The organism is Marinobacter orientalis (assembly GCF_004792665.1).
GTDB classification, from domain to species: domain Bacteria; phylum Pseudomonadota; class Gammaproteobacteria; order Pseudomonadales; family Oleiphilaceae; genus Marinobacter; species Marinobacter orientalis.
On sequence record NZ_SRZX01000003.1, the window covers coordinates 336,577 to 360,858 of the forward strand.

General features: G+C 57.7%; 23 protein-coding genes. 14 read left to right on the forward strand and 9 right to left on the reverse strand.

Going from position 1 to position 24,282, the window contains the following annotated elements; all coding sequences use genetic code 11:
- Positions 1 to 8: 8 nt before the first annotated feature.
- Positions 9 to 779 (reverse strand): co-chaperone DjlA, encoded by a 771-nt coding sequence (gene djlA / locus DIT72_RS11950; RefSeq protein WP_135955460.1) that lies wholly within the window; start codon positions 777 to 779, stop codon positions 9 to 11.
- A 57-nt stretch (positions 780 to 836) separates the two neighbouring features.
- Here djlA and alkB point away from each other — a divergent pair, with 57 nt between their 5' ends.
- On the forward strand, positions 837 to 1,487 hold the full coding sequence (alkB, locus tag DIT72_RS11955) for a DNA oxidative demethylase AlkB (RefSeq protein ID WP_135955461.1): 651 nt from the start codon (positions 837 to 839) through the stop codon (positions 1,485 to 1,487).
- Positions 1,488 to 1,493: 6 nt separating this feature from the next.
- Here the strand turns inward: alkB and DIT72_RS11960 are convergent, their stop codons facing one another.
- Positions 1,494 to 2,774, reverse strand: coding sequence for an MgtC/SapB family protein (locus tag DIT72_RS11960; RefSeq protein WP_135955462.1), 1,281 nt, complete (start codon positions 2,772 to 2,774; stop codon positions 1,494 to 1,496).
- 141 nt (positions 2,775 to 2,915) lie between these two features.
- Here DIT72_RS11960 and DIT72_RS11965 point away from each other — a divergent pair, with 141 nt between their 5' ends.
- Entirely contained in the window at positions 2,916 to 3,527 is a 612-nt protein-coding gene (locus tag DIT72_RS11965; RefSeq protein ID WP_135955463.1) for a LysE/ArgO family amino acid transporter, read from the forward strand.
- Here the strand turns inward: DIT72_RS11965 and DIT72_RS11970 are convergent.
- Genes DIT72_RS11970 through DIT72_RS18360 form a run of 3 tightly spaced genes read right to left on the reverse strand, consistent with a single transcriptional unit; the run spans position 3,524 to position 5,094 of the window.
- On the reverse strand, positions 3,524 to 3,859 hold the full coding sequence (locus DIT72_RS11970; protein ID WP_206081099.1) for a TraR/DksA family transcriptional regulator: 336 nt from the start codon (positions 3,857 to 3,859) through the stop codon (positions 3,524 to 3,526). The two genes, DIT72_RS11965 and DIT72_RS11970, sit on opposite strands and share 4 nt — an antisense overlap.
- Positions 3,860 to 3,861: 2 nt before the next feature.
- Positions 3,862 to 4,383: an MFS transporter gene (locus tag DIT72_RS18355; protein WP_206081100.1), complete on the reverse strand. Its 522-nt coding sequence runs from the start codon at positions 4,381 to 4,383 to the stop codon at positions 3,862 to 3,864.
- Positions 4,384 to 4,443: 60 nt separating this feature from the next.
- Positions 4,444 to 5,094: an MFS transporter gene (locus DIT72_RS18360; protein WP_206081101.1), complete on the reverse strand. Its 651-nt coding sequence runs from the start codon at positions 5,092 to 5,094 to the stop codon at positions 4,444 to 4,446.
- Positions 5,095 to 5,364: 270 nt separating this feature from the next.
- Here DIT72_RS18360 and nhaB point away from each other — a divergent pair, with 270 nt between their 5' ends.
- The 6 genes from nhaB (at position 5,365) to DIT72_RS12005 (ending at position 13,715) form a co-directional block, all read left to right on the forward strand.
- The gene (gene nhaB, locus DIT72_RS11980) at positions 5,365 to 6,870 is read left to right on the forward strand and encodes a sodium/proton antiporter NhaB (RefSeq protein ID WP_135955465.1); all 1,506 of its coding nucleotides are present in this window, start codon (positions 5,365 to 5,367) and stop codon (positions 6,868 to 6,870) included.
- A gap of 36 nt (positions 6,871 to 6,906) precedes the next feature.
- The gene (locus DIT72_RS11985; protein ID WP_135955466.1) at positions 6,907 to 8,394 is read left to right on the forward strand and encodes a SulP family inorganic anion transporter; all 1,488 of its coding nucleotides are present in this window, start codon (positions 6,907 to 6,909) and stop codon (positions 8,392 to 8,394) included.
- A gap of 1 nt (position 8,395) precedes the next feature.
- Complete coding sequence (locus DIT72_RS11990) at positions 8,396 to 9,322, forward strand: universal stress protein (RefSeq protein WP_135955467.1); 927 nt, start codon at positions 8,396 to 8,398, stop codon at positions 9,320 to 9,322.
- A 92-nt stretch (positions 9,323 to 9,414) separates the two neighbouring features.
- Positions 9,415 to 10,893, forward strand: coding sequence for a phospholipase D family protein (locus DIT72_RS11995; protein WP_228260803.1), 1,479 nt, complete (start codon positions 9,415 to 9,417; stop codon positions 10,891 to 10,893).
- Positions 10,894 to 11,358: 465 nt separating this feature from the next.
- Positions 11,359 to 11,763, forward strand: coding sequence for an EAL domain-containing protein (locus tag DIT72_RS12000; protein ID WP_135955469.1), 405 nt, complete (start codon positions 11,359 to 11,361; stop codon positions 11,761 to 11,763).
- Positions 11,763 to 13,715, forward strand: a complete 1,953-nt coding sequence (locus tag DIT72_RS12005; protein WP_135955470.1) for a sensor domain-containing diguanylate cyclase — start codon at positions 11,763 to 11,765, stop codon at positions 13,713 to 13,715. Before DIT72_RS12000 ends, DIT72_RS12005 begins: the two co-directional genes overlap by 1 nt.
- A 36-nt stretch (positions 13,716 to 13,751) precedes the next feature.
- On the opposite strand, the gene DIT72_RS12010 is transcribed toward DIT72_RS12005, so the two are convergent.
- Positions 13,752 to 14,936, reverse strand: a complete 1,185-nt coding sequence (locus DIT72_RS12010; protein WP_135955471.1) for a BaiN/RdsA family NAD(P)/FAD-dependent oxidoreductase — start codon at positions 14,934 to 14,936, stop codon at positions 13,752 to 13,754.
- A gap of 123 nt (positions 14,937 to 15,059) precedes the next feature.
- Complete coding sequence (locus DIT72_RS12015) at positions 15,060 to 15,869, reverse strand: PhzF family phenazine biosynthesis protein (protein ID WP_135955472.1); 810 nt, start codon at positions 15,867 to 15,869, stop codon at positions 15,060 to 15,062.
- Between the two features lie 232 nt (positions 15,870 to 16,101).
- Between DIT72_RS12015 and DIT72_RS12020 the strand changes: the two genes are divergently transcribed.
- The 3 genes from DIT72_RS12020 to DIT72_RS12030 all read left to right on the forward strand — a co-directional run bounded on the left by DIT72_RS12020 (position 16,102) and on the right by DIT72_RS12030 (position 18,710).
- Positions 16,102 to 16,998 carry a metal-dependent hydrolase gene (locus tag DIT72_RS12020; protein ID WP_135955473.1) on the forward strand — a complete coding sequence of 299 codons (897 nt, stop codon included), beginning with the start codon at positions 16,102 to 16,104 and terminating at the stop codon, positions 16,996 to 16,998.
- 45 nt (positions 16,999 to 17,043) lie between these two features.
- Positions 17,044 to 17,994 carry a DegV family protein gene (locus DIT72_RS12025; RefSeq protein WP_135955474.1) on the forward strand — a complete coding sequence of 317 codons (951 nt, stop codon included), beginning with the start codon at positions 17,044 to 17,046 and terminating at the stop codon, positions 17,992 to 17,994.
- A 62-nt stretch (positions 17,995 to 18,056) separates the two neighbouring features.
- Positions 18,057 to 18,710, forward strand: a complete 654-nt coding sequence (locus DIT72_RS12030) for a LysE family translocator (protein WP_135955475.1) — start codon at positions 18,057 to 18,059, stop codon at positions 18,708 to 18,710.
- Positions 18,711 to 18,719: 9 nt separating this feature from the next.
- Here the strand turns inward: DIT72_RS12030 and fdxA are convergent, their stop codons facing one another.
- Positions 18,720 to 19,043 carry a ferredoxin FdxA gene (fdxA, locus tag DIT72_RS12035; protein WP_135955476.1) on the reverse strand — a complete coding sequence of 108 codons (324 nt, stop codon included), beginning with the start codon at positions 19,041 to 19,043 and terminating at the stop codon, positions 18,720 to 18,722.
- 137 nt (positions 19,044 to 19,180) lie between these two features.
- Positions 19,181 to 21,814, reverse strand: coding sequence for a DNA mismatch repair protein MutS (gene mutS, locus DIT72_RS12040; protein WP_135955477.1), 2,634 nt, complete (start codon positions 21,812 to 21,814; stop codon positions 19,181 to 19,183).
- Positions 21,815 to 21,896: 82 nt separating this feature from the next.
- Here mutS and DIT72_RS12045 point away from each other — a divergent pair, with 82 nt between their 5' ends.
- The 3 genes from DIT72_RS12045 to DIT72_RS12055 all read left to right on the forward strand — a co-directional run bounded on the left by DIT72_RS12045 (position 21,897) and on the right by DIT72_RS12055 (position 24,099).
- A complete protein-coding gene (locus tag DIT72_RS12045; protein WP_135955478.1) occupies positions 21,897 to 22,397 on the forward strand; it encodes a nicotinamide-nucleotide amidohydrolase family protein in 501 nt (166 codons plus the stop codon).
- Positions 22,398 to 22,542: 145 nt separating this feature from the next.
- Entirely contained in the window at positions 22,543 to 23,592 is a 1,050-nt protein-coding gene (gene recA / locus DIT72_RS12050) for a recombinase RecA (protein ID WP_135955479.1), read from the forward strand.
- A 36-nt stretch (positions 23,593 to 23,628) separates the two neighbouring features.
- Positions 23,629 to 24,099 carry a flavodoxin family protein gene (locus tag DIT72_RS12055; protein ID WP_135955480.1) on the forward strand — a complete coding sequence of 157 codons (471 nt, stop codon included), beginning with the start codon at positions 23,629 to 23,631 and terminating at the stop codon, positions 24,097 to 24,099.
- Positions 24,100 to 24,282: the final 183 nt, after the last annotated feature.

Sequence of the window (24,282 nt, forward strand, 5' to 3'; positions counted from 1 at the left end):
CGCTCTGATTATTTGCGCGCTTCCTTGATAACGTCGTAGGCATGGCTGATCTCCCGGGTACGTTCTTCCGCCATTTCCCGCATGCTCTCAGGCATGCCGCGGCCAGCCAGTTTGTCGGGATGGTTTTCACTCATCAATTTGCGATAGGCTTTCTTGATTTCCGCATCACTTGCCGAGGGGGAGACGCCGAGAGCCTTGTAGGCATCGTCGATCTGGCTGGCGGAGGACGCCTGGCCGGAGGCACCGGCCTTGCCTGTGTGAGCACCACGCAACATGGCTTCCAGCTGGTCCACCTGGGCCTCCGGCAGCCCCAGGCCGCGGGCAATACGCACCAGCATTTCATGTTCAGCCGGATGCACCACGCCGTCGGCCGCAACGGCGGACACCTGAACCTGCAGGAACATCTGTAGCAGCGAAGGCTGACGACCACTCACTCTGAGGAAATGCTGCAGTTCCGCATCCAGATCGAAATCGTCGGCCTTGCCCCGGTTGAAAGCGTCCTTGGCGCGTTTCCGATGTTCGCCGGAGAGCCGGAAACGGTCAAACAGGCCTTCCGCGACCTTTATTTCATCACGGGTAACAACGCCATCGGCCTTGCACAGTGCGCCCATCACTGCAAACACGGATTCCAGAAAATCTGTCTGTACATTGCGCAGTTTCTGAAACAGGCGGCTCTTGATATAACGGGTGAGCAGAGCACCCGCAACTGCACCAATCAGTAATCCGGGAAAGCGGCCAAACAGGTAGCCGATCAAACCGCCGATAAACAGGCCGAACATGACAGTGTCCTTTTCAAAAGTTTAAAACTGCGCAAAGTATACGGGGGTGACAACATCATGACCATGGACCTTTTCGACCAATCATTATCGGAACCAAGGGCCGAGCCGCTTTGCGAGGGCGCGGTTGTTCTGCGCCGGTTTGCCAGCGCCAACGATGCCGGACTATTGAAGAAAATCGGGCAAGTGGCGGACCAGGCGCCGTTCCGGCAGATGAAAACACCGGGCGGTCATACCATGTCGGTCGCCATGACCTGTTGCGGTGACTGGGGCTGGGTAACCCATGCCAGGGGGTATCGTTATCAGCAGCAGGACCCGGTTTCCGGCGACCGCTGGCCGGCAATGCCGGACCTGTTTCGTTCCCTGGCAGTCGAAGCCGCGGCGAAGGCGGGTTATGCCGGCTTTGAGCCGGATTCCTGCCTGGTGAACCGGTATTCACCGGGTGCAAAGATGGGGCTCCATCAGGACAGGGACGAGGAGGATTTTGGTCAGCCCATTGTTTCTGTGTCCCTGGGTACACCGGTGACCTTCCAGTTCGGCGGCATGCGGCGCAGCGACCGGCCGCAGCGGGTGTCTCTGGAGCACGGAGATGTGATTGTCTGGGGTGGCCCGGCGCGGCTGCGATATCACGGGGTATTGACGCTTAAGGCCAGCGACCATCCGTTAACCGGCGCCTACCGATACAATCTCACTTTCAGGCGGGCACACTGACCCGTATTATTGCAGCCAGGCGACCGTCAGCCCGGCAATCAGGGAGAGTATCATCGGGCCTGCGACCCGGGTGCCCAGCTCTTTCCGGCCGATTGCACCGGCAATGCCCGATTTCACCAGGTTGTTGGTGGCGGCGGCAATCACAATGCCAATGACAGCCGTTTGTAATGCAATAGACTCTTCGGACATTCGTGTCAGGGACAGGGTGATGGCGTCTACGTCTGCAATACCGGAAGTGGCAGCCAGCACGAAGATGCCCAGCTCGCCCAGCCACTCCTGCAGAAACTCTCCCAGCAGGAGAATGATCACCAGCAACAGCCCGAAGACCAGGGCTGATTTCAGATCCAGCGGGTTCTGGGTGAGTTCCGGCCGGCTTATTTCCAGCTGTTTCCGGTTGCGTTTCCAGATGATGATGGCAGGCACATACAGCAACAGCGTCATCACCATGACCGGCCATACCAGTCTGGGTAACAGCGCAGGGTTTATCAGTGCGCAGTAGATCAGAATACGGGGAAACATGGTGCCGCAGGCGATGAGAATGCCACTGGCAAATTGTGGGCTGACGTCCGGGGACAGTTTGGATTGTCTTGCGTAGTGGAGTGTCAGTGCCGTTGAAGAGCTTAGTCCCGCGAACAGGCTGGTAAACAGGATGCCTTTGCTGGTGCCAGCCAGGCGGATGGCAAAGTAGCCTACAAAGGAAATGGCCGCGATCAGTACCACCATCCACCAGATTTCCCGGGGGTTGAGCACGTCGCCAGGGCCCAGATCCTGATTGGGCAGCAGCGGCAGCATGACCACTGAAATAACCAGCAGTTTCAGAGCCGCATCCAGCTCGTGCGACTGCAGTTTGTCGACCAGCCCGTGAATTTCCTTCTTGTTATCCAGGATCAGCGCCGTGACCACCGCAGCACCGGTAGCAATGGCCGGGTCCACGGCCACGGCTATCGCGCCATAACAGAAGGTGAGCACTATGCCGATGGTGCCGGTGATGCTGAAGTTGCGGATATGGGTAAGGCGCTCACTGAAAGCCACCAGGGCAATCGCCACCACACTGACCAGCAATACCGGAAATGCCCATTCGGTGACTTCCTCCGCCAACAATGCAGCGACGCCCCCCAGAAGACCAATCAGCGCAAAGGTGCGAATGCCGGCAATGCGCTCGCCGGACGCCTGGTCCCTGGCATCCCAGCCACGCTCCAGACCAATGATGGCACCCAGTAACAGGGCAATGGCAAGGTTCAGGGTGATCTGATTGTTGGCGATAAACTGGCTGGTTACTTCATCCATGGAGCAATTCGCTCTCCGGTTTGGCGGCTCTTGGAGGTTTTTGCTGGCTGTTGCCGTGCAGAGGCAGGACGGCAATATAAGATTTTGATTTTCAAGTATAGCTGGACCCCGTTAAGCTTTCAGCTTATTAGGGAGGACGGGATGCTGACAAGCTATCTGACCGGGTTGATCGTGTGTGGCGGAATCATAGTTGCCATCGGTGCCCAGAATGCCTACATCCTGGGCCAGGCGATACGCCGGGAACATCACTGGTATTGTGCGGGAATCTGCATGACTGCAGACATACTGCTGTTCACGGCGGGTATGTTCGGGGTCAATGCGGCACTGATGGCGGTGCCGGAGGCACTGGATGTTCTGCGTTGGCTCGGCGTGGCATTCCTGGGTTGGCTTGCGTTAGCGGCGTTCTACAAGGTCGCGACGGGCCGCGGGGGCCTCGGGGCTGATGCCCCGCCAGCAACCAGCATCCGGGTGGTGGTTCTGACAACTCTGGCGGTCACTTTACTGAACCCGCAGGTCTATCTGGACACCCTGTTGCTGATTCCTGCCATCGGAGCGCAACAGGAGAGCCCGGCCGTGTTTGTGGCCGGGGCCAGCAGCGCATCGGTATTGTGGTTCGGCTTGCTGGCGTTCGGCGGGGCGGCGCTGTCGCCCTGGCTTGCCAGCCCCATGGCATGGCGATTTATTGACGGGGCTATTGGTTCAATGATGGCGGCGATTGCTTTCCATCTTGCCAGTAACGGGCTGTCTGGCTAACGGGCGCACTCGATGCAGTAGCGCACGGTAGGGTCAATTTCCAGACGTCTGGGATTGATGGGTTCTCCGCATTCCATGCAGTCACCAAAGTCATTGTTGTCGATCCGGGTGAGCGCCGCTTCAATCTGCCGTAGCTGCAGTTCCGCGCGCTCCTTGCCCGCTTTTGCCAACGCCTGTCCCTGCATGGCATCCATTCGCGACAGCCGACCCACGCTCTGCTGGTCAAGGTGGACAGTGCCACTGCCTTGCTCACGCACCTCGCTGGTTGATTGCAGGTCGTCCCGCCAATCCAGTAACAGTCTGCGGAATTTTTCCAGTTCGCTTTTATTCATAGTCATCGGATTCCGTCAGGTTGTGTATTTGCCGACGCCTGAACAGGTTTTTTCGCTGTTGTGGCAAATATGGCAGACAGCGCGATAAGCACTGCCAGTATGCCTGCGATGCTTCCGGCTGCCAGCCCGGCATCCAGCAGGAGGCCGATCAGGATCGGTGAGAGCGCGGTGGAAAGGACCATCGAGGCCTGTGCCACCGAACGAATCGCCCCGATGTGACGCACGCCATACCGTTCTGGCCAGATTGCGCCACCTGCAGCGCCTATGCAACCAAGGCTCATGCCGGTAAGGGCAAGATAGATATTGGGCGTCCACAGGTTATCGGTCAATGCCAGCACCAGCAGTCCGCTGATGATCGGTATCAGCCCAAGAGACAGCGACCGTTGAGCGCCCACGCGGTCAACCAGTGCGCCTGCAAAGAACAGGCTGATAAGATGGCCGGTCGCAAAACCGGTGAACGCCATCGCCACTCTCTCTGTGGGCCAGTCCCGAAGGTCAGCCACCGCCGATTGGTGGAACAGCATGGCGGTTACCGAGAAGGGCACCGCCAGGGCCGCCGGCAGAATGCGGTAAAAGCCGGGGTCTCAAAGGGCCTGTGCCCGGCTGAACCCTTCGGCTGTCGAGTTGTCAGTCGAATCGGCGAGCTGTACGGGGTGCGCCGCATTGCGGGCCAGAAGCAATAACGCAGGCAGCGCAACGACAATGAGAATGCCGGCTGCAATAAACCAGGGCAGGCGCCAGCCACCCCATACCAGAATAAGACCGGCGGCGGCCGGAAGCGTAGCCTCGGCGACCGGAAAGCCTCCGGCTGTGAGGGCCATTATGCGGCCCCGGCTCTGGTTGAAGTAACGACCTGCGACGGTCATGCCGATATGGGATAACATGGCCTGGCCCCCAAAACGGGCCAGCAGAAACCCCGGCACCAGCATGGCCCAGCCCGGGGCAAGCCCGATCATCAGGCAGCCGGCTGCAAGCATTCCTACTGCTAACAGGGTCACTGCCTGCACCGACCAGCGATCCGCCAGCGGCCCCACTTTCAGCAGCAGTGCGGCGGAAAGCAGGGTGGCGAGGCCATAGGTGAGCCCGTAGGTGCTGTTGGCAAGGTCGAAGCTCTCCCTGATTCCGCTACCGAAAACCGAGAAAAAGAACGTCTGTCCGAAACCCGATGTGGCAGTTGCCAGAAAAGCAAAAGCCGCCAGCGACGGGCTCTCGCGCATGAAAGCAGGGTAGTGCATTTGTGTGCCTTATTTATTTAGGACACTAAGAAATTTCCGTAATTGAACTTACTTTCCCGGGGCCATTCTGGTAAGCTTCGCCGCCTTAATTTCGCAGCCTATGAACTTACTCTGATGAACGTCTTCGCGATCTTCCCGACGATCACTCCGCCATAGCGCTCTGTGCGCTCTCCAGGTTAATTCCTTGAGCCAATAGCCGGTATTCGCCCGCGGCGAGTGCCACGGATCTTATTGTCTCCGAGTTTTCGTCTCAAGACGTCCGGTTTCCCCATGCCCAAAACAGTGATTTCAGGTTTTACCCACAATTTCCTTGGCAACGCGCCTGTCTGGTACAAGCAGGTTATTGTCCTGTTTCTGATCGTCAACCCCCTGATTGTCTGGTTGCTGGGTCCGGCAACCGCCGGTTGGTTCCTGGTGGGGGAATTTATCTTTACCCTGGCCATGGCGCTGAAATGCTACCCGCTGCTGCCAGGTGGCCTGCTGGCGGTGGAGGCGTTGCTGATCGGGCTGGCAACGCCGGAGGCGGTGTATCACGAAGTACTGATCAACCTGCCGGTGATTCTGCTGTTGATGTTCATGGTCGCCGGCATCTACTTCATGAAAGAGTTGCTGCTGGTGACCTTCACCCAGATCCTGGTGGGCGTGCGCTCAAAGTCTGCGCTATCCCTGCTGTTCTGTGCAGCAGCGGCACTGTTATCAGCGTTTCTGGATGCATTAACGGTTACCGCCGTTATTATCAGCGTGGCGGTGGGTTTCTACTCCGTCTACCACAAAGTGGCTTCCGGCAAAGGTTATCACCACGGCAGTCACAATGCCCACAGTGACGAGCATGTGGTGGAACTGCATCGTGAAGATCTGGAGGAGTTCCGCGCCTTTCTTCGCAGTCTGCTGATGCATGGCGCCATCGGCACCGCGCTGGGTGGCGTTGCAACCATGGTGGGGGAGCCCCAGAACCTGCTGATTGCAAAAGTGGTGGGCTGGAATTTTGCCGAGTTTTTCCAGCGTATGGCGCCCATCAGCCTGCCGGTTCTGGCCGCAGGCCTGTTCACCTGTTGGTGCCTGGAGAAATTGCGCTGGTTTGGCTATGGCGCCCGTCTGCCAAAGCCGGTGCGCCAGGTGCTGGAAGATTTTGCGGACAACGAGCGCAAGAAACGCACCAAGGCGGATCAGGCCGCCCTGTGGGTGCAGGCCATGGCCGCCGTGGTACTGGTGATCGGGCTGGCGTTCCACATCGCGGAGGTGGGGCTGATCGGGCTGTTGGTGATTATCCTGATCACTTCGTTCACCGGGGTGACCGACGAGCACCAGATCGGCAAGGCGTTCCAGGAATCCCTGCCGTTCACTTCGCTGTTGGTGGTATTTTTTGCCGTGGTGGCGGTGATTCATGAGCAACATCTGTTCAAACCGGTGATCGACTTTGTGCTGGCCCAGCCGGAAGTGCATCAGCCGGCGCTTTTCTTTGTGGCAAATGGCCTGCTGTCGATGATCAGCGACAACGTCTTTGTCGCTACCGTTTACATCAGTGAAATCAAACAGGCGCTGGATGCAGGCGTTATATCCCGGGCCCACTTCCAGGATCTTGCTGTTGCCATCAACACCGGCACCAACCTGCCCAGTGTTGCAACACCCAACGGCCAGGCGGCGTTCCTGTTCCTGCTGACATCCGCCATTGCACCACTGGTACGGCTGTCCTATGGCCGCATGGTGATTATGGCCTTCCCCTACACCGTCGTCCTCGGATCCGTTGGTCTGCTGGCAGTCATCAACTTTCTGTAGATTCTCTTTCCTGAATCAATTGACTGGACTTTAACCATGCTGAACAAGCTCAAAGCCAACTGGCTCTCCAATATACGGGGCGATCTGCTCGCCGGTATTGTGGTGGCGCTGGCACTGATTCCCGAAGCCATCGCTTTCTCCATCATTGCCGGCGTAGACCCGAAAGTGGGCCTTTACGCCTCGTTCTGTATTGCTGTGGTGATCGCCTTTGTCGGTGGCCGTCCCGGTATGATCTCGGCTGCCACGGGGGCCATGGCGTTGCTGATGGTCACTCTGGTCAGGGAGCACGGCCTGGAATACCTGCTGGCGGCTACGCTGCTTACCGGCCTGCTGCAGATTATTGCCGGCTACCTGCAACTTGGCAGCCTGATGCGGTTTGTGTCCCGCTCGGTGGTAACCGGGTTTGTGAATGCCCTGGCCATCCTGATCTTTATGGCCCAGTTGCCTGAACTGACGAACGTCACCTGGCATGTTTACGCCATGACCGGCGCCGGGCTGGGCATTATCTATCTGTTCCCGCTGATTCCGGTGGTTGGCCGCATCCTGCCGTCGCCACTGATCTGTATCGTCGTGCTGACGGCTTTTGCAATGATCTACAACATTGATATCCGCACCGTGGGCGATATGGGCCAGCTGCCCGATACGCTGCCGATTTTCCTGTGGCCGGACGTGCCGCTGAACCTGGAAACCCTGATGATTATCCTGCCGTACGCGGTGGGGCTGACCGTCGTGGGCCTGCTGGAATCGATGATGACAGCAACGATTGTGGATGATCTGACCGACACCACCAGTGATCGCAACCGCGAATGCAAAGGCCAGGGTGTTGCCAACATCGGTTCCGGGCTGCTGGGGGGGATGGCCGGCTGTGCCATGATTGGCCAGTCCATCATCAACATCAAGTCCGGTGGCCGGACCCGCCTTTCCACCCTGGCGGCGGGTGTGTTCCTGCTGCTGATGGTGCTGGTGCTGGATCAGTGGCTGGTGCAGATCCCCATGGCGGCGCTGGTGGCGGTGATGATCATGGTTGCCATCGGTACCTTCAGCTGGGGGTCCATCAAGAATCTGAGGGAGCACCCGCTGTCTACCAACATTGTTATGGTGGTTACCGTTATCGTGGTTGTGGCAACCCACAACCTGGCGTTCGGGGTACTGGCAGGTGTCCTGCTCGCCGCACTGTTCTTCGCCAACAAGGTGGGCCACTACATGCTGGTGACCTCGGAGTTTGATGAGGCATCCGACACTCGCACCTACAACGTGGTGGGGCAGGTGTTCTTCAGTTCTTCGGAAAAATTCACGGAATCCTTTGATTTCAAGGAAGCAGTGGATAATGTAGTCATTGACCTCACCCGGGCGCACTTCTGGGATATCACGGCGGTAGGTGCGCTGGACAAAGCAGTGATCAAGTTCCGCCGCGAAGGTGCCGAGGTTGAGATCATCGGCCTGAACGAAGCCAGCGCCACGATTGTTGACCGTTTCGGGGTGCATGACAAACCCGATGCTGTTGACCAGCTGATGGGGCACTGATATGACACAAGCTAGGGAATCCAGCAACGATCCCGGTCGGAATAACAACCATAATGATCACCAAGGCGAGGTTGAGATGCTACGAGTAGTTGCCTGTATCGACGGCTCCAGGGCCGCACCGGCGGTGTGTGATTATGCCGCCTGGGCCAGCAAGCACATGGAAACGCCCATGACCCTGCTGCACGTGCTCGATGAAGAACGCTATCCGACAGAACCGGATCTGGCCGGTAACATTGGCCTTGGCAGCCGCGAACAGCTGATGGATGAACTGGCCGAGCTGGACCGCAAGCGCTCCAAACTGGCGCTGGAGCACGGGCACCATATGCTGGACGAAGCTGAAGACCGCATGAGAACGCTGGGCATCGGGGATGTGATCAAGCGCCAGCGCCATGGCGACCTCACCGAGTCCCTGCTGGCCCTGGAAAACCAGACACGCCTGCTGGTGATGGGGCTTCACGGCGAGAGCAGTTCGGACCGGGACGTGCACGTGGGGAGCCAGCTGGAAACCGTCATTCGCAGCGTTCACCGCCCGATTCTCCTGGTGCCGGACGAATATCGACAGCCCAAAAGCGCGATGCTGGCGTTCGATGGCAGCGCGACTGCGTTCAAGGGCGTGGAACTGCTGGCCGGAAGCCCGGTACTGAAAGGCATGCCGATCCACCTGGTGATGATCGGTGCAGACACCAATGACCGCTGGGAGCAGCTCAAGAAGGCGGAGAAAATGCTCGCTGACCTTGGCGCCGAAATCACCCTGGCCATTCGCGCCGGAGACGTAGAGCCAACCCTCCACGCCTATCAGGAAGAGAACGATATCGATATCCTGGTCATGGGAGCCTACGGGCATTCACGGATCCGCCAGTTCCTGGTGGGCAGTACCACAACCACGATGCTCAAGACTGCCCGGAAGCCTCTGGTGATACTGCGTTAATGCCGTCTTGCCGTGGTTCCGGAGCCGCGCCACTGTTGTTGAGCGGTTGGTTCCTGGTGCTGATGACATTTCTGACCGGTTGCGCAGGCGGTATGCAACCGTTGATACACCCCGGAGTTGAGGAAGCCGTGCAGAACGATGACAGCTTTCTTTCCATTCAGTCCAGGCAGAGGTTAGCCGTTACCAACGGCCAATCCGGGTTCTACATGCTGGATTCCGGGCACGAGGCTTTTCTCTACCGTGCGGCCCTGGTTGAAGCCGCCGAGCAGAGCATCGACGTACAGTCCTATATCTGGAACAACGACGCTTCCGGACGGTATCTGGCCGGCCGGCTGTTGCTGGCCGCGGACCGTGGAATACAGGTCCGGCTGTTGCTGGATGATTTCAACGCCGAGGGTATTGGTGAACTCTTTGCTGCCCTCGACACCCACCCCAACATTTATATCCGTCTTTTCAACCCGGCCAGAAGCCGCGGTGGATGGGGCCGGTGGGTGTCGTTCCTGATGGATTTCGATCGTATCAACCGGCGCATGCACAACAAGACCTTCGTGGTCGATGGGGCTGTGGGTGTTGTTGGTGGTCGCAACATTGGCGATGAATATTTCGGGTTTGATGCAGATCTCTATTTCCGGGACCGTGACGTGCTCTCGCTGGGGCCGGTCGTTAACGGAATGACCGACAACTTCCAGGCTTACTGGGACAACCGCTGGGCTTACCCGGTGTCAGTTCTTTACCCGGACACACCAGCTGAGGGGAATGTGGTTGCAGCGCTTGATCAGCTTCGCCGCCAGGCCAGAGCACAGGACGGCCTGCCGGTGCCCGCTCCGGCAGACAGCCCGCGGGGAAGGACTGAGCTTGTAGAACTGTTCGACCGTTTGGTGGTTGCCCATGGTGAGCTGGTCTTCGATCTCCCTTTTGAAACCATGGAAGAGCCGGCTGAAACTCCCAGACGGAGCGCCAAAGCGCTTCAGATATTGGCGCAGGCCGCCAGTCAGGAAATCCTGATTGAATCCGCCTACCTGATACTCACCGAGAAACAGCTGAAGCTATTGGATGTGGGGGATCGCCAGGGGCTGAAGGTTACTGCAGTGACCAATTCACTGGCATCCAATGACCTGGTCACCAACCATGCCGGGTATGCCCGCTGGCGCCCTTACATGCTCAGGCAGGGAATAAGGATCTACGAACTCAAACCCGATGCGGAGGCCTGTGAGCAATGGCTGCGCAACGATTCGGTCTGCGCTAGCGGGGACGCCAGCCTGCATACGAAATCCGTGGTGTTTGACCGCAGCACTCTGGTGGTGGGTTCCTTCAACGTCAATCTTCGCTCCATCTACCTGAACGGCGAAACCGTGCTGGTTATCCACAGTCCGGAGCTGGCAGAGGCGGTGGCCAGGGACGTCCAGTCGCTGATGCAGCCCGGGAACAGCTGGGAAGTTTCTCTGGATGATAGCGGAGACCTGCACTGGCGTAGCGGAGAGGAGTCCTATACAAGCGAGCCGGCCGTAGGCTGGTGGCGGGGCGTGAAGTCCCGCTTACTGTCATGGTTGCCGATCGAGAAGTATCTCTAGTCTTGCCTCTGTTTTGTTGGCCTCGAATAATTCCCCGATAAGTCTGGCAGGCTCGGCGATAACAGCTTGGCCACTTATCTTGATCCTGAGCACGAATGGCGTGTCGATCACATTTGTCGTACGGATTTATTGTGCGAATGTTTAGCCTGACCTGACGCATTTGAGTTCTGGTATCTATCCATAACCAATAATTACAAAAAGGCTCCCTTGTAGCCTATGATTTTACGCTTCTTTCTCAGTATATTGGCCCGGAAAACAGCTTCGAGTTTCAAATTCTTGTGTCCGGAATCTGGATTGTCACGGATTGATTTGAGCTGGTATTTAACGTTGAAATAGCCGCACTAAAAAGCGTGGTAGCCCAATGTAAAATCGGTTCTGCCAGTTCATAGCCGCGACAGAGGCCACCATTATGAATATTGCAGTCAAACACTCCCGAGCGAGCTGTCCTCACTTGGAATCCTGGATATGGCGCGCGAAGACCGGTTTTATCGTCACACCCGCTTGATTGCAGACATCTTCGATATGCCAACCGTGGCTATTCCCACATTGACATCGATCAGCAACGGCTTCTTAAAGATCGACAAGAGCTTTATTAATGATCTTGCCAGGAATCTGAAAGAGGGGGAACTTGTCGCCGGCTTCAGGTATTGCCCACGGCAGGGACTTGAAGTAGGTCGCAGGGGCATGGAATCCGCAGAGCAACAAAAACTGTTGATCGGTCTCGGATGCGACAAGATTCAGGGTTATCTGCCGGGGCGCCCGGTCAGCGCTGAGAACATCCCTGCGATCCTTGGTGAGCGATCACAAAGTAGACCATTTTATTATTTGAACTCAGGAGTCAAGGATGTTCGGAGCCCAACTGAAGTCTGATGAAAAACGGCTACATGGTGTTGATGCACTGCAAATTCCGGGTGCCCTCTTACTGTACGGCCTCTGAGGTGCCGATCAACTCGTTCGTACGCGCCAGTTTCACCGGTATCTCTTTTTTCCTGGGGGCTTGGCTGGGCCTTACACAAACCGTAACCCCGGATGGTATTGCCGTCCTCTGGCCTGCCAACGCGGTACTTTTAACCGTTTTATTGCAGACATCACAGAAAGAGTGGCCCTTGCTAACGGTCGCTGCTCTGATTGCAGCCAGTTTAGCCAGTATCTCTGCTTCTTTTCCGCTTTGGAGCGTGGCCCTGTTTGGCCTGGTAAACATATTCGAAGCCCTGTTGGCAGCTTTCCTGATCCGGCGATTCGCCGGTAAAGACTTCGAATTTCAGTCACTCAGGGATATGAAAGTCTTTTTTCTGGCGGCACCTGTGGTTGCATGCTCCGCTTCCGCATTTCTGGGCGCGGCCATTTATGAAGCCCTTGCCCGAACCGAAAATACCTTTTTTGTGTTCTGGCGTCTCTGGTGGTTCGCCGATGCTGTGGGTATGGTTCTTCTCACACCCTTACTGGTGTCGGCCTGGCATGCGATAAAAGCAAAAAGGCAGATTGTTAGCGCTCCGCAGCTAGCGGAACTTGCCGCCATATGGTCCGGCATCGCCATAACTGGCATTTTTGCCTTCCGTACTGCTCGCCAGGCAGACGTCGAGTTTTTTCTTGCCCCCGTGCTGCTGCTTGGGTTTGTCGTTTGGACTGCAATCCGCCTGGGGATACTCGCGACCACGGGGACCGTCACATTAATTGCCGTGCTGGCCACCGCTTTTCTTGTCCAGCCGACACAATTTTTTTCAGCAACATCGTCTCCCCAGGACACAGTCTGGCTTACCCAGGAATACCTTGTGGTGATGAGCATCATTGCCGTGGGGCTTTCAGGGCTGATGCAAAAAATCAGACATCAACATGCCTCTCTTGCGCTCCAGGATCGCGCCATGATCGCGAGTAATGACGCCATTTCCATTGTTGATGTGCAACGGGCTGACACACCGATCATCTGGGTTAACCCCAAATTCGAAGAACTATTTGGTTACAGCGCTGGAGAGATTGTTGGCCTGAGCTGGCGGCTTCTGCAAAAAGGTATTCGCCAACAGTACAACCATGACACCGTGAGAGCGGCATTGGCCGACAAAACGCCCTGCCGTGCACAACTCAAAAGCTACACGAAGGCCGGCAAACTGCTCTGGATAGATTTCAGTATGGCCCCAGTCCGTGATCCCGCCGGACGAGTCACACATTATATAGGCATCCATCACGATCTTACGCAGGCAAAGGAAACCGAGCAGCGTCTGAAAGACGCTACTGAGTCGATCCAGCGGCACAATGAATCACTGGAAGAAAAAGTGCGGGAGCGCACTGCCTTGCTACAGAAGGCTAACCAGGAGTTGGAGAAGGTCGCCTCAGTAGATTTCCTGACCGGCATCTCAAACCGCCGTCATTTCTACGAACTCGGTCAAAGAGAATTGACCCGACTGGGGTTGGATGGGCGGATGGCAGTCTTGATCGCTTTTGACCTGGATAATTTCAAAGCTGTTAACGACACGTTCGGCCATGAGGCAGGTGATCAGGTTCTTCGACAGATTGTAACGCCGGTCGAGAACAGTATTCGTCCAACCGATTTTTTTGGGCGGATTGGCGGTGATGAATTTCTCATACTTTTCGCGGACACCTCGGAAAGCAAAGCAGTCGAGATTGCGGAACGTATCCGCATAGAGATCATGGAAATATTATCACCTTATGGCTCTGCCTCGCTCAGGGTCACGGCGAGCGTCGGTGTTGCCGAGTGGGATCAAAGCTGTGATCTCAACCAATTGATACGCTGGGCGGATCTGGCCCTTTACCAGGCCAAGGAGGAAGGGGGCAATCGCGTGCGTGCGCGGCAATCCAGTAGTTAGAAATACAGTTATTAACAATGGATTGTCGCAGGACGTTCAGGCGCTGTTTCCCGCCGCCACTCCCGAGGCCCACGCCCACTGGAAATTATGCCCGCCAAGATGCCCAGTTACATCCGCCACTTCGCCAATGAAGTGCAGGTCCGGCTGGTCCAGAACAGCCATGGTTCTGGATGACAGTTGGCGGGTGTCCACACCTCCCAGGGTCACTTCGGCGGTGCGATAGCCTTCGGTGCCGGCGGGTTTGATGGCCCACTGGCCGAGAGCTCGTGCCGCCTGTTCGATGTCGCTGTTTTTGTAGCCCTGCAGGGGGCCAGTCCAGCCGTGAAGGTCGTTAAGCGCCTGCGCGAAGCGTTTGGGCAGGTGCTGCATCAGGTATTGGGCAACGGTGGATTGGGGCCTGTTTTTCCTCAGCTGGTACAGGTCCTGTTCAATATCCGTGGCGGGCAGCATGTTGATGCTCAGTGTATCCCCGGGTTGCCAGAAGCTGGAAATCTGCAGCATGGCCGGTCCGCTCAGACCGCGATGGGTGACCAGCATGGGTTCGCGGAAGTGTTCGTTGTTGCAGTGGACGTCTACCGGGCAGCTTACACCTGCCAGCGGGGCGAGTTGTTCTTTCAGCTCCGGGTGCAGGGTGAACGGCACCAGCCCCGGGCGTGTGGAAAGCACGCTGAGCCCGAACTGCCGCGCGATGTCATAGCCAAAGCCGGTCGCGCCCATGGTGGGGATGGACAGTCCGCCGCAGGCGACAACCAGGGACTCACAGGAGAAAGTGCCGGAGGTGGTTTTTAGCTGGTAGCCGTTGGCAGCGCGACTGATCGCTTTGACACCGGTTTCCAGCCGCACTTCGGCGCCAGCCCATTCGCATTCGGTGAGCAGCATGTTGAGTATTTCCTTGCTGCTGTCTTTGCAGAAGAGTTGGCCGGCGGCTTTTTCTTCATGTTCGATGCCGTGTCGTTCCACCAGGTCCAGGAAATGCTGGGGGGTGTAGCGTTTGAGCGCGGAGATGCAGTAGTGGGGGTTGTCGGAGAGGAAGTTGGCCGGAGTGCTGTTTAAATTGGTGAAGTTGCAGCGGCCGCCGCCGGACATGAGGATCTTCTTGCCCGGTTTGTTGGCGTGGTCGATCACCAGGACTCTGCGGCCGCGGTAGCCGGCTGTAGCCGCGCACATCAGGCCTGCTGCGCCGGCGCCTATGATGATTACGTCGTGCTTTTCTGAGGTCATGGTCCGGAATTCCGGTGTTCTGTTTTTGACGCTCCCTGACTGCCCTTAACCCGTGCCTTGCCAAACATCTGTGCTGCCCGCCGCTATGCGTTACCTGGGCGCAGTATACATTTTCTGCTGCTCTCAGGGCAGATGGACGGAGCCTTCCATGTAGAATGCAGCCTGGCCTGCGATGGCTACCCGGTCGCCTTTCAGCTCGCAGCGCAGTACGCCACCCCTGGCGGACACCTGTTTCGCCAACAGTGTGTTTTTACCAAGTTGCCTGGCCCAGTAGGGCACCAGTACGCTGTGGATGGAGCCGGTGACGGGGTCTTCGTCGATGCCGGCGCCGGGGGCAAAGTAACGGCTGACGAAGTCACAGTCATTGCCGGGAGCGGTGATGATGACGCCCTGGTTGCCAAGCTCCCTGAGTTTGCGGATGTCCGGCTGAGCGGATCGTACGGCGGCTTCGTCTTTTAGGGAGATCAGGTAGTTAGTGTCGTCGGGCACAAATCGGGCTTTGTCGGGAACATCTTTCAGGGCTTCGTGAATCAGGTCCGGTGTCGGACGTTCTTCGAAGGGAAGGTTGGGGAAGTCCAGTTCCAGCCAGTCGTCGTCAGTCTGCCGGACATTCAGGGGGCCGCTTTTGGACTGGAGTCGGATCCATTCACGCTCCCATCCCAGTTTATTGAAGATGACCCAGGCGCTGGCGAGGGTGGCGTGGCCGCAGAGGCTGACTTCTACCGTGGGTGTGAACCAGCGTATGTGAAAGTCTGCATCGCCTTCCGCCGGCAGTGGCACCAGGAACGCGGTTTCCGACAGGTTGTTCTCCCTGGCCAGCGCCCGCAGTGTGTCGTCTGGCAACCATTGTTCCAGTGGCATGACGGCAGCGGGGTTGCCGCCGAATATCTCGCTGGTGAAAGCGTCGATCTGGTAAATCGGTAGTTTTTCCATGTTTCCCTCCGTAGGTTAATCGCGTCCAGCAGGCCGGCCGCAACGCCACACCTTCCTTTTTTTAGTCTGTTGACGAACTGTCATTTTGTGACAGTCTGTCGATTTCTTCTGCGCCCATCTTCCTTCACCACTGACTTCGGGTTTAAACTGGATGCGCTGATCAAATTTCGTACGCGGATCTTCCTCAGTACGCCGAATGCCACTCCATAATCACAACAAATCGGAGGCAGTCATGACCATCAGTTCCACTCCCGAGGGCGTTGCGGTTGCCCCCCGGCATCTGCGCTTTGACCTTGCCGAAGACCTCAGAACTCTCTGGCATGGTAACGACGCCTTCCGTACCGCCTTTTTCAATGCCCTGTCTCTTCAGTTTCCGGATGGAGAGCAACAGTTTATCAATGCAGTCCGCCTTTATCGTGACCAGGTGGATGACCCCAAGCTGAAAGAGGAAATTCGTGGGTTCATCGGCCAGGAAGCTCTACATAGCAGGGAGCATAAGCATTATAACGAAGCTCTGAAAGCGAGAGGCTATGATATTGCTGCCATTGATGAACGTTTTCGCAAGCATATGGACTGGGTGGCTGACCTGGCTCCCAGCCGGCAGCTTGCCGGAACCTGTGGCGCGGAGCACTACACCGCAGTCCTGGCCAATGCAATTCTCCGGCATCCGGAGTGGCTGGACGGTGCTACCCCCGGCATGGCCAGGCTGTGGCGCTGGCATGCCATTGAGGAAACCGAACACAAGTCCGTGGCTTTCGATGTTTACCGTCATTGCGTTGGCAACGAACGGTTGCGGCGGGTTGTGTTCCTGTTTGTGACCTGGAATTTCTTCAGGTACACCTTTCTGAACACCTGCAGTCTGCTGAAAACCGATGGCAAATTGTGGAGCCCCGGCACCTGGGTCGGTGGCATCAACTTTCTGTGGGGCAAGCCGGGGATATTGCGCAGGTGTTTGCCGGATTTTCTGGCCTACTTTCGCGAAGGCTTTCACCCCTGGCAACAGGATAACCGTGACCTGATCGATAAAAACCTTAACGAACTTGAGCTGGAACAAACTGCCCGCCAACAGGCAGCTGAAATTACCAGGGCGTTGTGTAAGACTGAGTGCGGCCAGGAACAACGACAATAAAGGGAAGTGTCCGGCACCAACGGCTTCCCGCAGCTGGAGCCACCCATGCGCGTTGGCCTTATTGTGGATTCCGCTTGCGACTTGCCCTATGAGTTCAGTCGCAGGCACGACCTGTTCGTGCTCCCCGTAACAGCCGTAATTGATGGTCAGACCTACATTGACGAGCACGAGCCTGTCCGGACCCAGGAATTCTACCAAAGCGGATTGCTGCTGAAGGGGCACCATGCCGAGACGCAGGCATTCTCTGCCCGGCAGATTCATGATCTGTTCATGGAGAAGATTGTGACCCGGTTTGACGTGGCGATCTGCGAGACGGTTACCCGCTCCCGCAGCCTGATTTTCCAGAATGCTACCGAAGCCATGAATAGCGTAATGGCCCATTACCAGGGCGCACGCAAGGTCGCCGGTCGTGATGGCAAATTTTCCATGGGAGTAGTCGATAGCAGGCAGATTTTCGCCGGTCAGGGTCTGTTGGCGGCACACACGCTCAGACTGATCGGACAGAAACTGTCGGAGAATGCCCTCCGTCATGAAGTGGAAACCTTCACCGACAAGATTCACACCTGCGTGATTCCCCGCGATATGCATTACCTCCGGCAGCGCGCCCGAAAGCATGGCGACAAGAGTGTCTCGGCGCTGGTGGCCTTTCTCGGCGAGACCCTGAACATCACTCCGGTGATTTTTGGCCTGGGTGCCGAGGGTCAGCCTGCTGCCAGAACCCGTAGTTTTGATGCGGCGGTGGAAAAGGTTATGAACTATGCGGCGGGCCGGGTAGAGGCAGGGGTGCTGACGCCCTATGTCAGCCTGTCCTGCGGGCTGACCTGGACCGAAATCGAGGATCTTCCCGGCCTGAACCGCCTGCGCGATGCATGCGAACAGAATGGTGTGGAACTGCTGCTGTCGCAAATGGGCATTACCAGCAGTATCCATGTCGGCCCCGGCAGCCTTTGCCTGGCGCTGGCCGCAGAGCCTCACCAGTTCAGCGATTTCCGGTAAACTCCGCATCAGGCACAACCGCGCCGTGCCGGTACTCTGCTCTCCGTGGTATGGTGTGTACTATGTGGATACCAACCGAACTCTTCTGGGCCTATCTGGTGGCCATTTCCCTGCTAACGGTGACGCCAGGAGTCGACACCCTTCTGGTGATGCGAAATGCCGGGCGAGGTGGTTTGCAGGACGGTTGCGTGACCAGTGTCGGTATCTGCAGCGGGCTGTTCATCCATGCCACCCTGTCAGCGCTGGGCATTTCGGTGTTGCTGGTGGATACCGCATGGGCTTTTACCGCGCTCAAGTGGGCCGGTGCCTGTTATCTGATCTGGCTGGGGCTGAATTCACTGCGACAGGCCACGAAGCGTATCCCCGAAACAATTGCAGAGCCAGAGACTGCCGGTGCCGGGGCGGCCCTGATGAAACCGGTATCGAGCCGGGTGGCGTTTCGCGAAGGCCTGCTCTCAAATGTACTGAATCCGAAAACAGCGCTGTTTTATATGGCACTGTTGCCCCAGTTTATCGACCCGGCTGGCAATGCCTTCCAGCAATCCCTGTTTCTTGCAGCGGTTCATTTTGTGCTTGCCATGGCGTGGCAGTGCGCACTGGTGGTGCTGGTGGTCAAGTCCCGCCGGCTTGGGGTGGGGCAGGGCATAAAGCGTTCGCTCAACGCACTGACCGGCGGCTTCTTCGTTGCTATCGGTGCAAAGCTGGCTGCGCAGTGAGCGCAGCCTTTACTTTTCCAGGTACTGTAGCTTGTCTGGCTTGCCGTCCCACTCTTCGGCGTCCGGCAGCGGATCTTTCTTTTCAGTGATATTCGGCCACTTGCCTGCAAGCTCGGCATTGAGTTCAACAAACTGGACCTGGTCTGCGGGCAGTTCGTCTTCGGAGAAGATGGCCTCTGCAGGGCACTCCGGCTCACACAGGGCGCAATCGATACACTCGTCCGGATCAATCACCAGAAAATTCGGGCCTTCGTAGAAGCAGTCAACCGGGCATACTTCCACGCAGTCCGTGTATTTGCACTTGATGCAGTTATCGGTAACGACAAACGTCATAGTCAGCTTCCTGGTCCAGTAGTCGATCTCATCGGAGTAATAATAATTGCGCGATATTGTATTGAGCGGCCTGCCTACTCGCAAGCGCCGAGGCGCACTATCGTTATTACCTGTATCAATTAAGCGCGATTTTCCCCTTATTTTTTCAGCAGTTCCTTCAATTCATAGAGTCGGTTCAATGCGTCGCGGGGTGTCAGTCCGTCGACATCCAGTTCCGCCAGAGTCTCTTCCACTCTGCTGGGTTCCAGGCTGGCGAACATGTCCCCCTGGAGGACCGGCTCGCTGACCCGGGCACGGCGTTTGCGTTTTCCAGGCTCGGTCGCAGACGTTGCGACTTGAACTGGCACGGGACTGGCCGGAGCGGCGTTACCCTCAAGATGGGAAAGCTGTTGCCGCGCATTACGGATAACGTCCTGGGGCACACCCGCCAGCTTGGCCACCTGCAGGCCGTAGCTCTGGCTGGCGGGGCCGTCATGGACATTGTGCAGGAATACGATGGAGTCGTCGTGCTCTGTTGCTGTCAGATGAACGTTGACTGCGTGCTCAAGTTCGTCAGCCAGTTGCGTGAGTTCGAAATAATGGGTGGCAAACAGGGTGTAACAGCGAATGTGTTTCGCCAGATGGTCTGCGGTGGCCCAGGCCAGGGAGAGTCCGTCGAAGGTGCTGGTGCCACGTCCGACCTCATCCATCAGCACCAGGCTGTGCTCGGTGGCGTTGTGGAGGATGTTGGCGGTTTCCGTCATTTCCACCATGAAGGTCGAACGCCCCCCGGCAATGTCATCGGACGAGCCCATGCGGGTGAAAATGCGGTCCACAGGGCCGATAATCACGCGGTTGGCGGGCACAAAGCTGCCGGTATAGGCCAGCAGGGCAATCAGCGCCGCCTGGCGCATGTAGGTTGACTTGCCACCCATGTTCGGGCCGGTGATTACCAGCATACGGCGCTGGTCGTCCATCAGCAGGTCGTTGGGCACATAAGGATCGCTCAGTAATTGTTCCACCACCGGATGGCGACCTTCCTCGATGTCAAAGCCGGGATTCTCGCTGAATTCCGGCGCGCTGAAGCGCAGGCTGGTGGCGCGCTCGGCAAAGTTACTGAGCACATCGAGTTCCGCCAGCGCCTGGGCGGCATCCTGCAGGGGCGCGAGTTCGGCGGCAACGGCTTCCAGCACCTCGTCGTACAGGGCTTTCTCCCGCGCCAGCGACCGGCTCCTGGCGCTGAGGGCCTTGTCTTCGAACTCTTTCAGCTCCGGAGTGATGAAGCGCTCGGCGTTTTTCAGGGTCTGGCGACGGATGTAATCCACAGGCGCCTGACCGGACTGGGCGCGAGTGATTTCGATGTAATAGCCGTGCACACGATTGTAGCCCACTTTCAGTGTGCTGATGCCAGTACGCTCCCGCTCACGGGTTTCCACATCCAGCAGGAACTGGCCGGCGTTTTCGCTGATGTTGCGCAGCTCATCCAGCTCTTCATCGAAGCCTTCCCGGACCACGCCGCCGTCACGAATAACCACCGGTGGATTGTCGATGATGGCGCGCTCCAGCAGATCCGCCAGTTCGGGATATTCATTGATGGTGGTAGCCAGCTTGACGATATAGTGGGAATTCACCGGCTTAAGACCATCCTGCAGGTCCGGAAGCGCCTGGAACGCGTCCCGCAGTCGCGCCAGATCTCTTGGACGGGCCGAGCGCAGTGCCACCCTTGCCAGCACCCGCTCGATATCACCGATGCTTTTGAGCAGGTCGTGGACCGGCTCGTAGTGAAATCCTTCCAGCAGCGCAGAGACAGCCTGCTGGCGCTGTCCCACCACGGTGACATCCCGCAGCGGCCGGTTCAGCCAGCGCCGGAGCTGGCGGCTGCCCATGGCAGTGGCCGTTCGGTCCATTACCCAGGCCAGGGTATGCTGGGTACCGCCCATCAGGTTGGTGTCGATCTCCAGGTTGCGGCGGCTGGTGGCGTCCAGGATAACTGCTTCCTCGCGACGCTCCCGGCTGAGCTTGCGAATGTGGGGCAGGGCCGTACGCTGGGTTTCCTTTGCGTATTGCAGCAGGCAACCGGCAGCGCAGATTGCCAGGGTGAGATCATCACAGCCAAATCCGGTCAGGTCCCGTACCTGTAGTTGCTGGGTGAGCACGCGGTGGGCCGTGTCGGACTCAAACAGCCAGGGGCCCTGGCGGCGAATACCGGTATAGCCTTCCAGTACCTCCTGGTAGGGGAACTCCTCGCTGACGAGGATTTCCGCCGGTCGCAGGCGCTGGAGTTCGCCCTGCAGGCTTTCCAGGTCATCCAGCTCGGACACCGTAAACCGCCCGCTGGAAATATCCAGCGAGGCGAAACCGAACTGCTCCCGGTGGCTGTAAATGGCGACCAGCAGGTTATCGCGGCGGTCTTCCAGGAAAGCGTCGTCGCTCAGGGTGCCTGGCGTCACGATACGAACAACCTGGCGGTCTACCGGGCCCTTGCTGGTGGCCGGGTCGCCAATCTGCTCGCAGATGGCGATGGATTGACCAGCACGGACCAGACGTGCAATGTAACCTTCAGCGGAATGGTATGGAATGCCGGCCATGGGAATGGGGCTGCCACCGGACTGTCCGCGGGCGGTGAGGGTAATATCCATCAGTTCGGCGGCCTTGCGGGCATCGTCGTAGAACAGCTCGTAGAAGTCACCCATGCGGTAGAACACCAGTTCATCGGGGTGTTCACCCTTGATTTTGAGGTATTGCCTCATCATGGGCGTGTGCTGGGACAGATCGGTCTGGGCTGCTGACATGAACGGGTCCGGATCCATTGGCTTTATGGGAAGGCAGGGATTGTAAGAAAATAACCGCCATGATGAAACGAAGGAGATCATTATGTCACTGACCGACGAAGCATTGGCGGACGCCGGAGAACAACTGGCTGAAGTGCTTGAGCGGCGCCAGCTTACCATTGTCACTGCCGAAAGCTGTACCGGCGGCTGGGTGGCCAAGGTACTGACGGACCGTGCGGGCTCATCTGCATACGTGCTGGCGGGGCTGGTTACCTACAGCAATGGAGCCAAGACCGAATTGCTTGGGGTCACTGAGCCGTCCCTGAACGAATATGGTGCTGTCAGCGAACCGGTGGTGCGGGAAATGGTTGCCGGCGCGCTGGCGGCCACAGGCGCCAGTGTTGCGGTGGCCATCAGCGGTGTCGCCGGTCCCGGCGGCGGCAGCGAAGACAAACCGGTGGGCACGGTGTGGTTTGCCTGGGGCAGTTCACCAAGGGATACCGAAGCGGTGGTTGAAACCTTTCGCGGAGACCGTGATCAGGTGCGGCGCCAGGCTGTGCTGTATGCGTTACAGGGAGTTAGGGGCTTTCTGGAAAACTCCTGAAACCGGGGGTTGGTCTTGTCCGCGGGTTATGTTTTAATACTGTTCAAATATACAGGAGTCCGGCTTTGCCGTGTTCCGCAGTCCACGATTTCGGCCGTTGGGGTCCCGTCCCGATAACGGCACAGGCGACAGAGGGTTTGCAACGATGGAAGACAAGCGCAACAAAGCACTGAGTGCAGCACTTAGCCAGATTGAACGTCAGTTTGGCAAGGGCGCCGTGATGAAAATGGGTGACCAGCCCCGGGAAGCCATTCCTGCGGTTTCCACAGGTTCACTTGGCCTGGACGTAGCCCTGGGTATTGGTGGCCTGCCTTACGGTCGGGTTTGCGAAATCTATGGTCCGGAAAGTTCTGGTAAAACCACCCTGACCCTCCAGGTGATTGCCGAAGCCCAGAAGGATGGCAAAACCTGTGCCTTTATCGACGCCGAGCACGCCCTGGACCCCATCTACGCCGAAAAGCTGGGCGTGAATGTGGACGACCTGCTGGTCTCCCAGCCGGATACCGGTGAGCAGGCGCTGGAAATCGCCGATATGCTGGTGCGCTCCAATGCGGTAGACATCATCATTGTTGACTCTGTCGCTGCGCTGACTCCGAAAGCCGAAATCGAAGGCGAAATGGGTGACAGCCACGTGGGCCTCCAGGCCCGCCTGATGTCCCAGGCCCTGCGTAAGCTGACGGGTAATATCAAGCACGCCAACTGCCTGCTGATCTTTATCAACCAGATCCGCATGAAAATCGGCGTCATGTTTGGTTCGCCGGAAACCACCACCGGCGGCAACGCCCTGAAATTCTACTCTTCTGTGCGTCTCGACATCCGCCGCATTGGCTCGGTGAAAGATGGCGACGAAGTGGTCGGTAACGAAACCCGCGTGAAAGTGGTCAAGAACAAAGTGGCCCCGCCCTTCAAACAGGCGGAATTCCAGATCATGTACGGTAAGGGCATCTACCATATGGCGGAAGTGGTGGACATGGGCGTGAAAGAAGGCTTTGTTGACAAGTCCGGCGCCTGGTATGCCTACAAGGGCAACAAGATTGGCCAGGGCAAGGCCAATGCCTGCAAGTTCCTGGAAGAGAACCCGGATATTGCTAACGAAATTGAAACCGCTGTGCGCGATAAGCTGATGCCCAAGCCGGTCAAAAAGGGAGCCGCCGCTGAAGAAGTGACAGCGGACGCCAGCGGCGAGCTTCTCTAGCCATAGACAGTTCCCGGACTATCGGGGGGAGGTAATATGGATGCAAAGAAAAGACTGTTGGTCGTTGCCCATGCTCCCTCCCCGAATACGCTCAAGCTCCGGGAAGCGGTAGTACAGGGCGCGCAACACGAGGACATTGAAAACGTGGAAGTCACCGTACTTCCGCCGCTGGAAGCCGGGCCCGACGATGTCCTGGCTTGTGACGCCATTATCCTCGGTACTACTGAAAACCTCGGTTATATGAGTGGCGCCCTCAAGGATTTCTTTGACCGCAGCTATTACCCCTGTCTGGAGAAAACCCAGGGCCTGCCCTTTACGTTTTACATCCGCGCCGGGCTTGACGGCACCGGCACCCATCGTGCCATCGAATCCATTACCACTGGCCTGCGCTGGCGTCTGGTGCAGGAGCCACTGCTGTGCCATGGCGAATATCGGGATGAATTCGAGGGTCAGTGCCGCGAACTGGGGCTTTACATGGCCGCTGGTCTGGATGCAGGCCTGTTCTGAACAGGTGCGCCAGCTGAGGCACCAAAGCCCCGGAGCCTAGGCTTCGGGGCTTTTTCTTGTGCGCCCGGCACGGGCGCACTCCTGGAGGTGCAAGTCCTCCCATAAGCTGGCCACAGCGAATGAAGTGAAGCGCAACTGCGGAAGGGCGACCGACCGTGGGGAGGAAGCGTGGAACGTAAACCG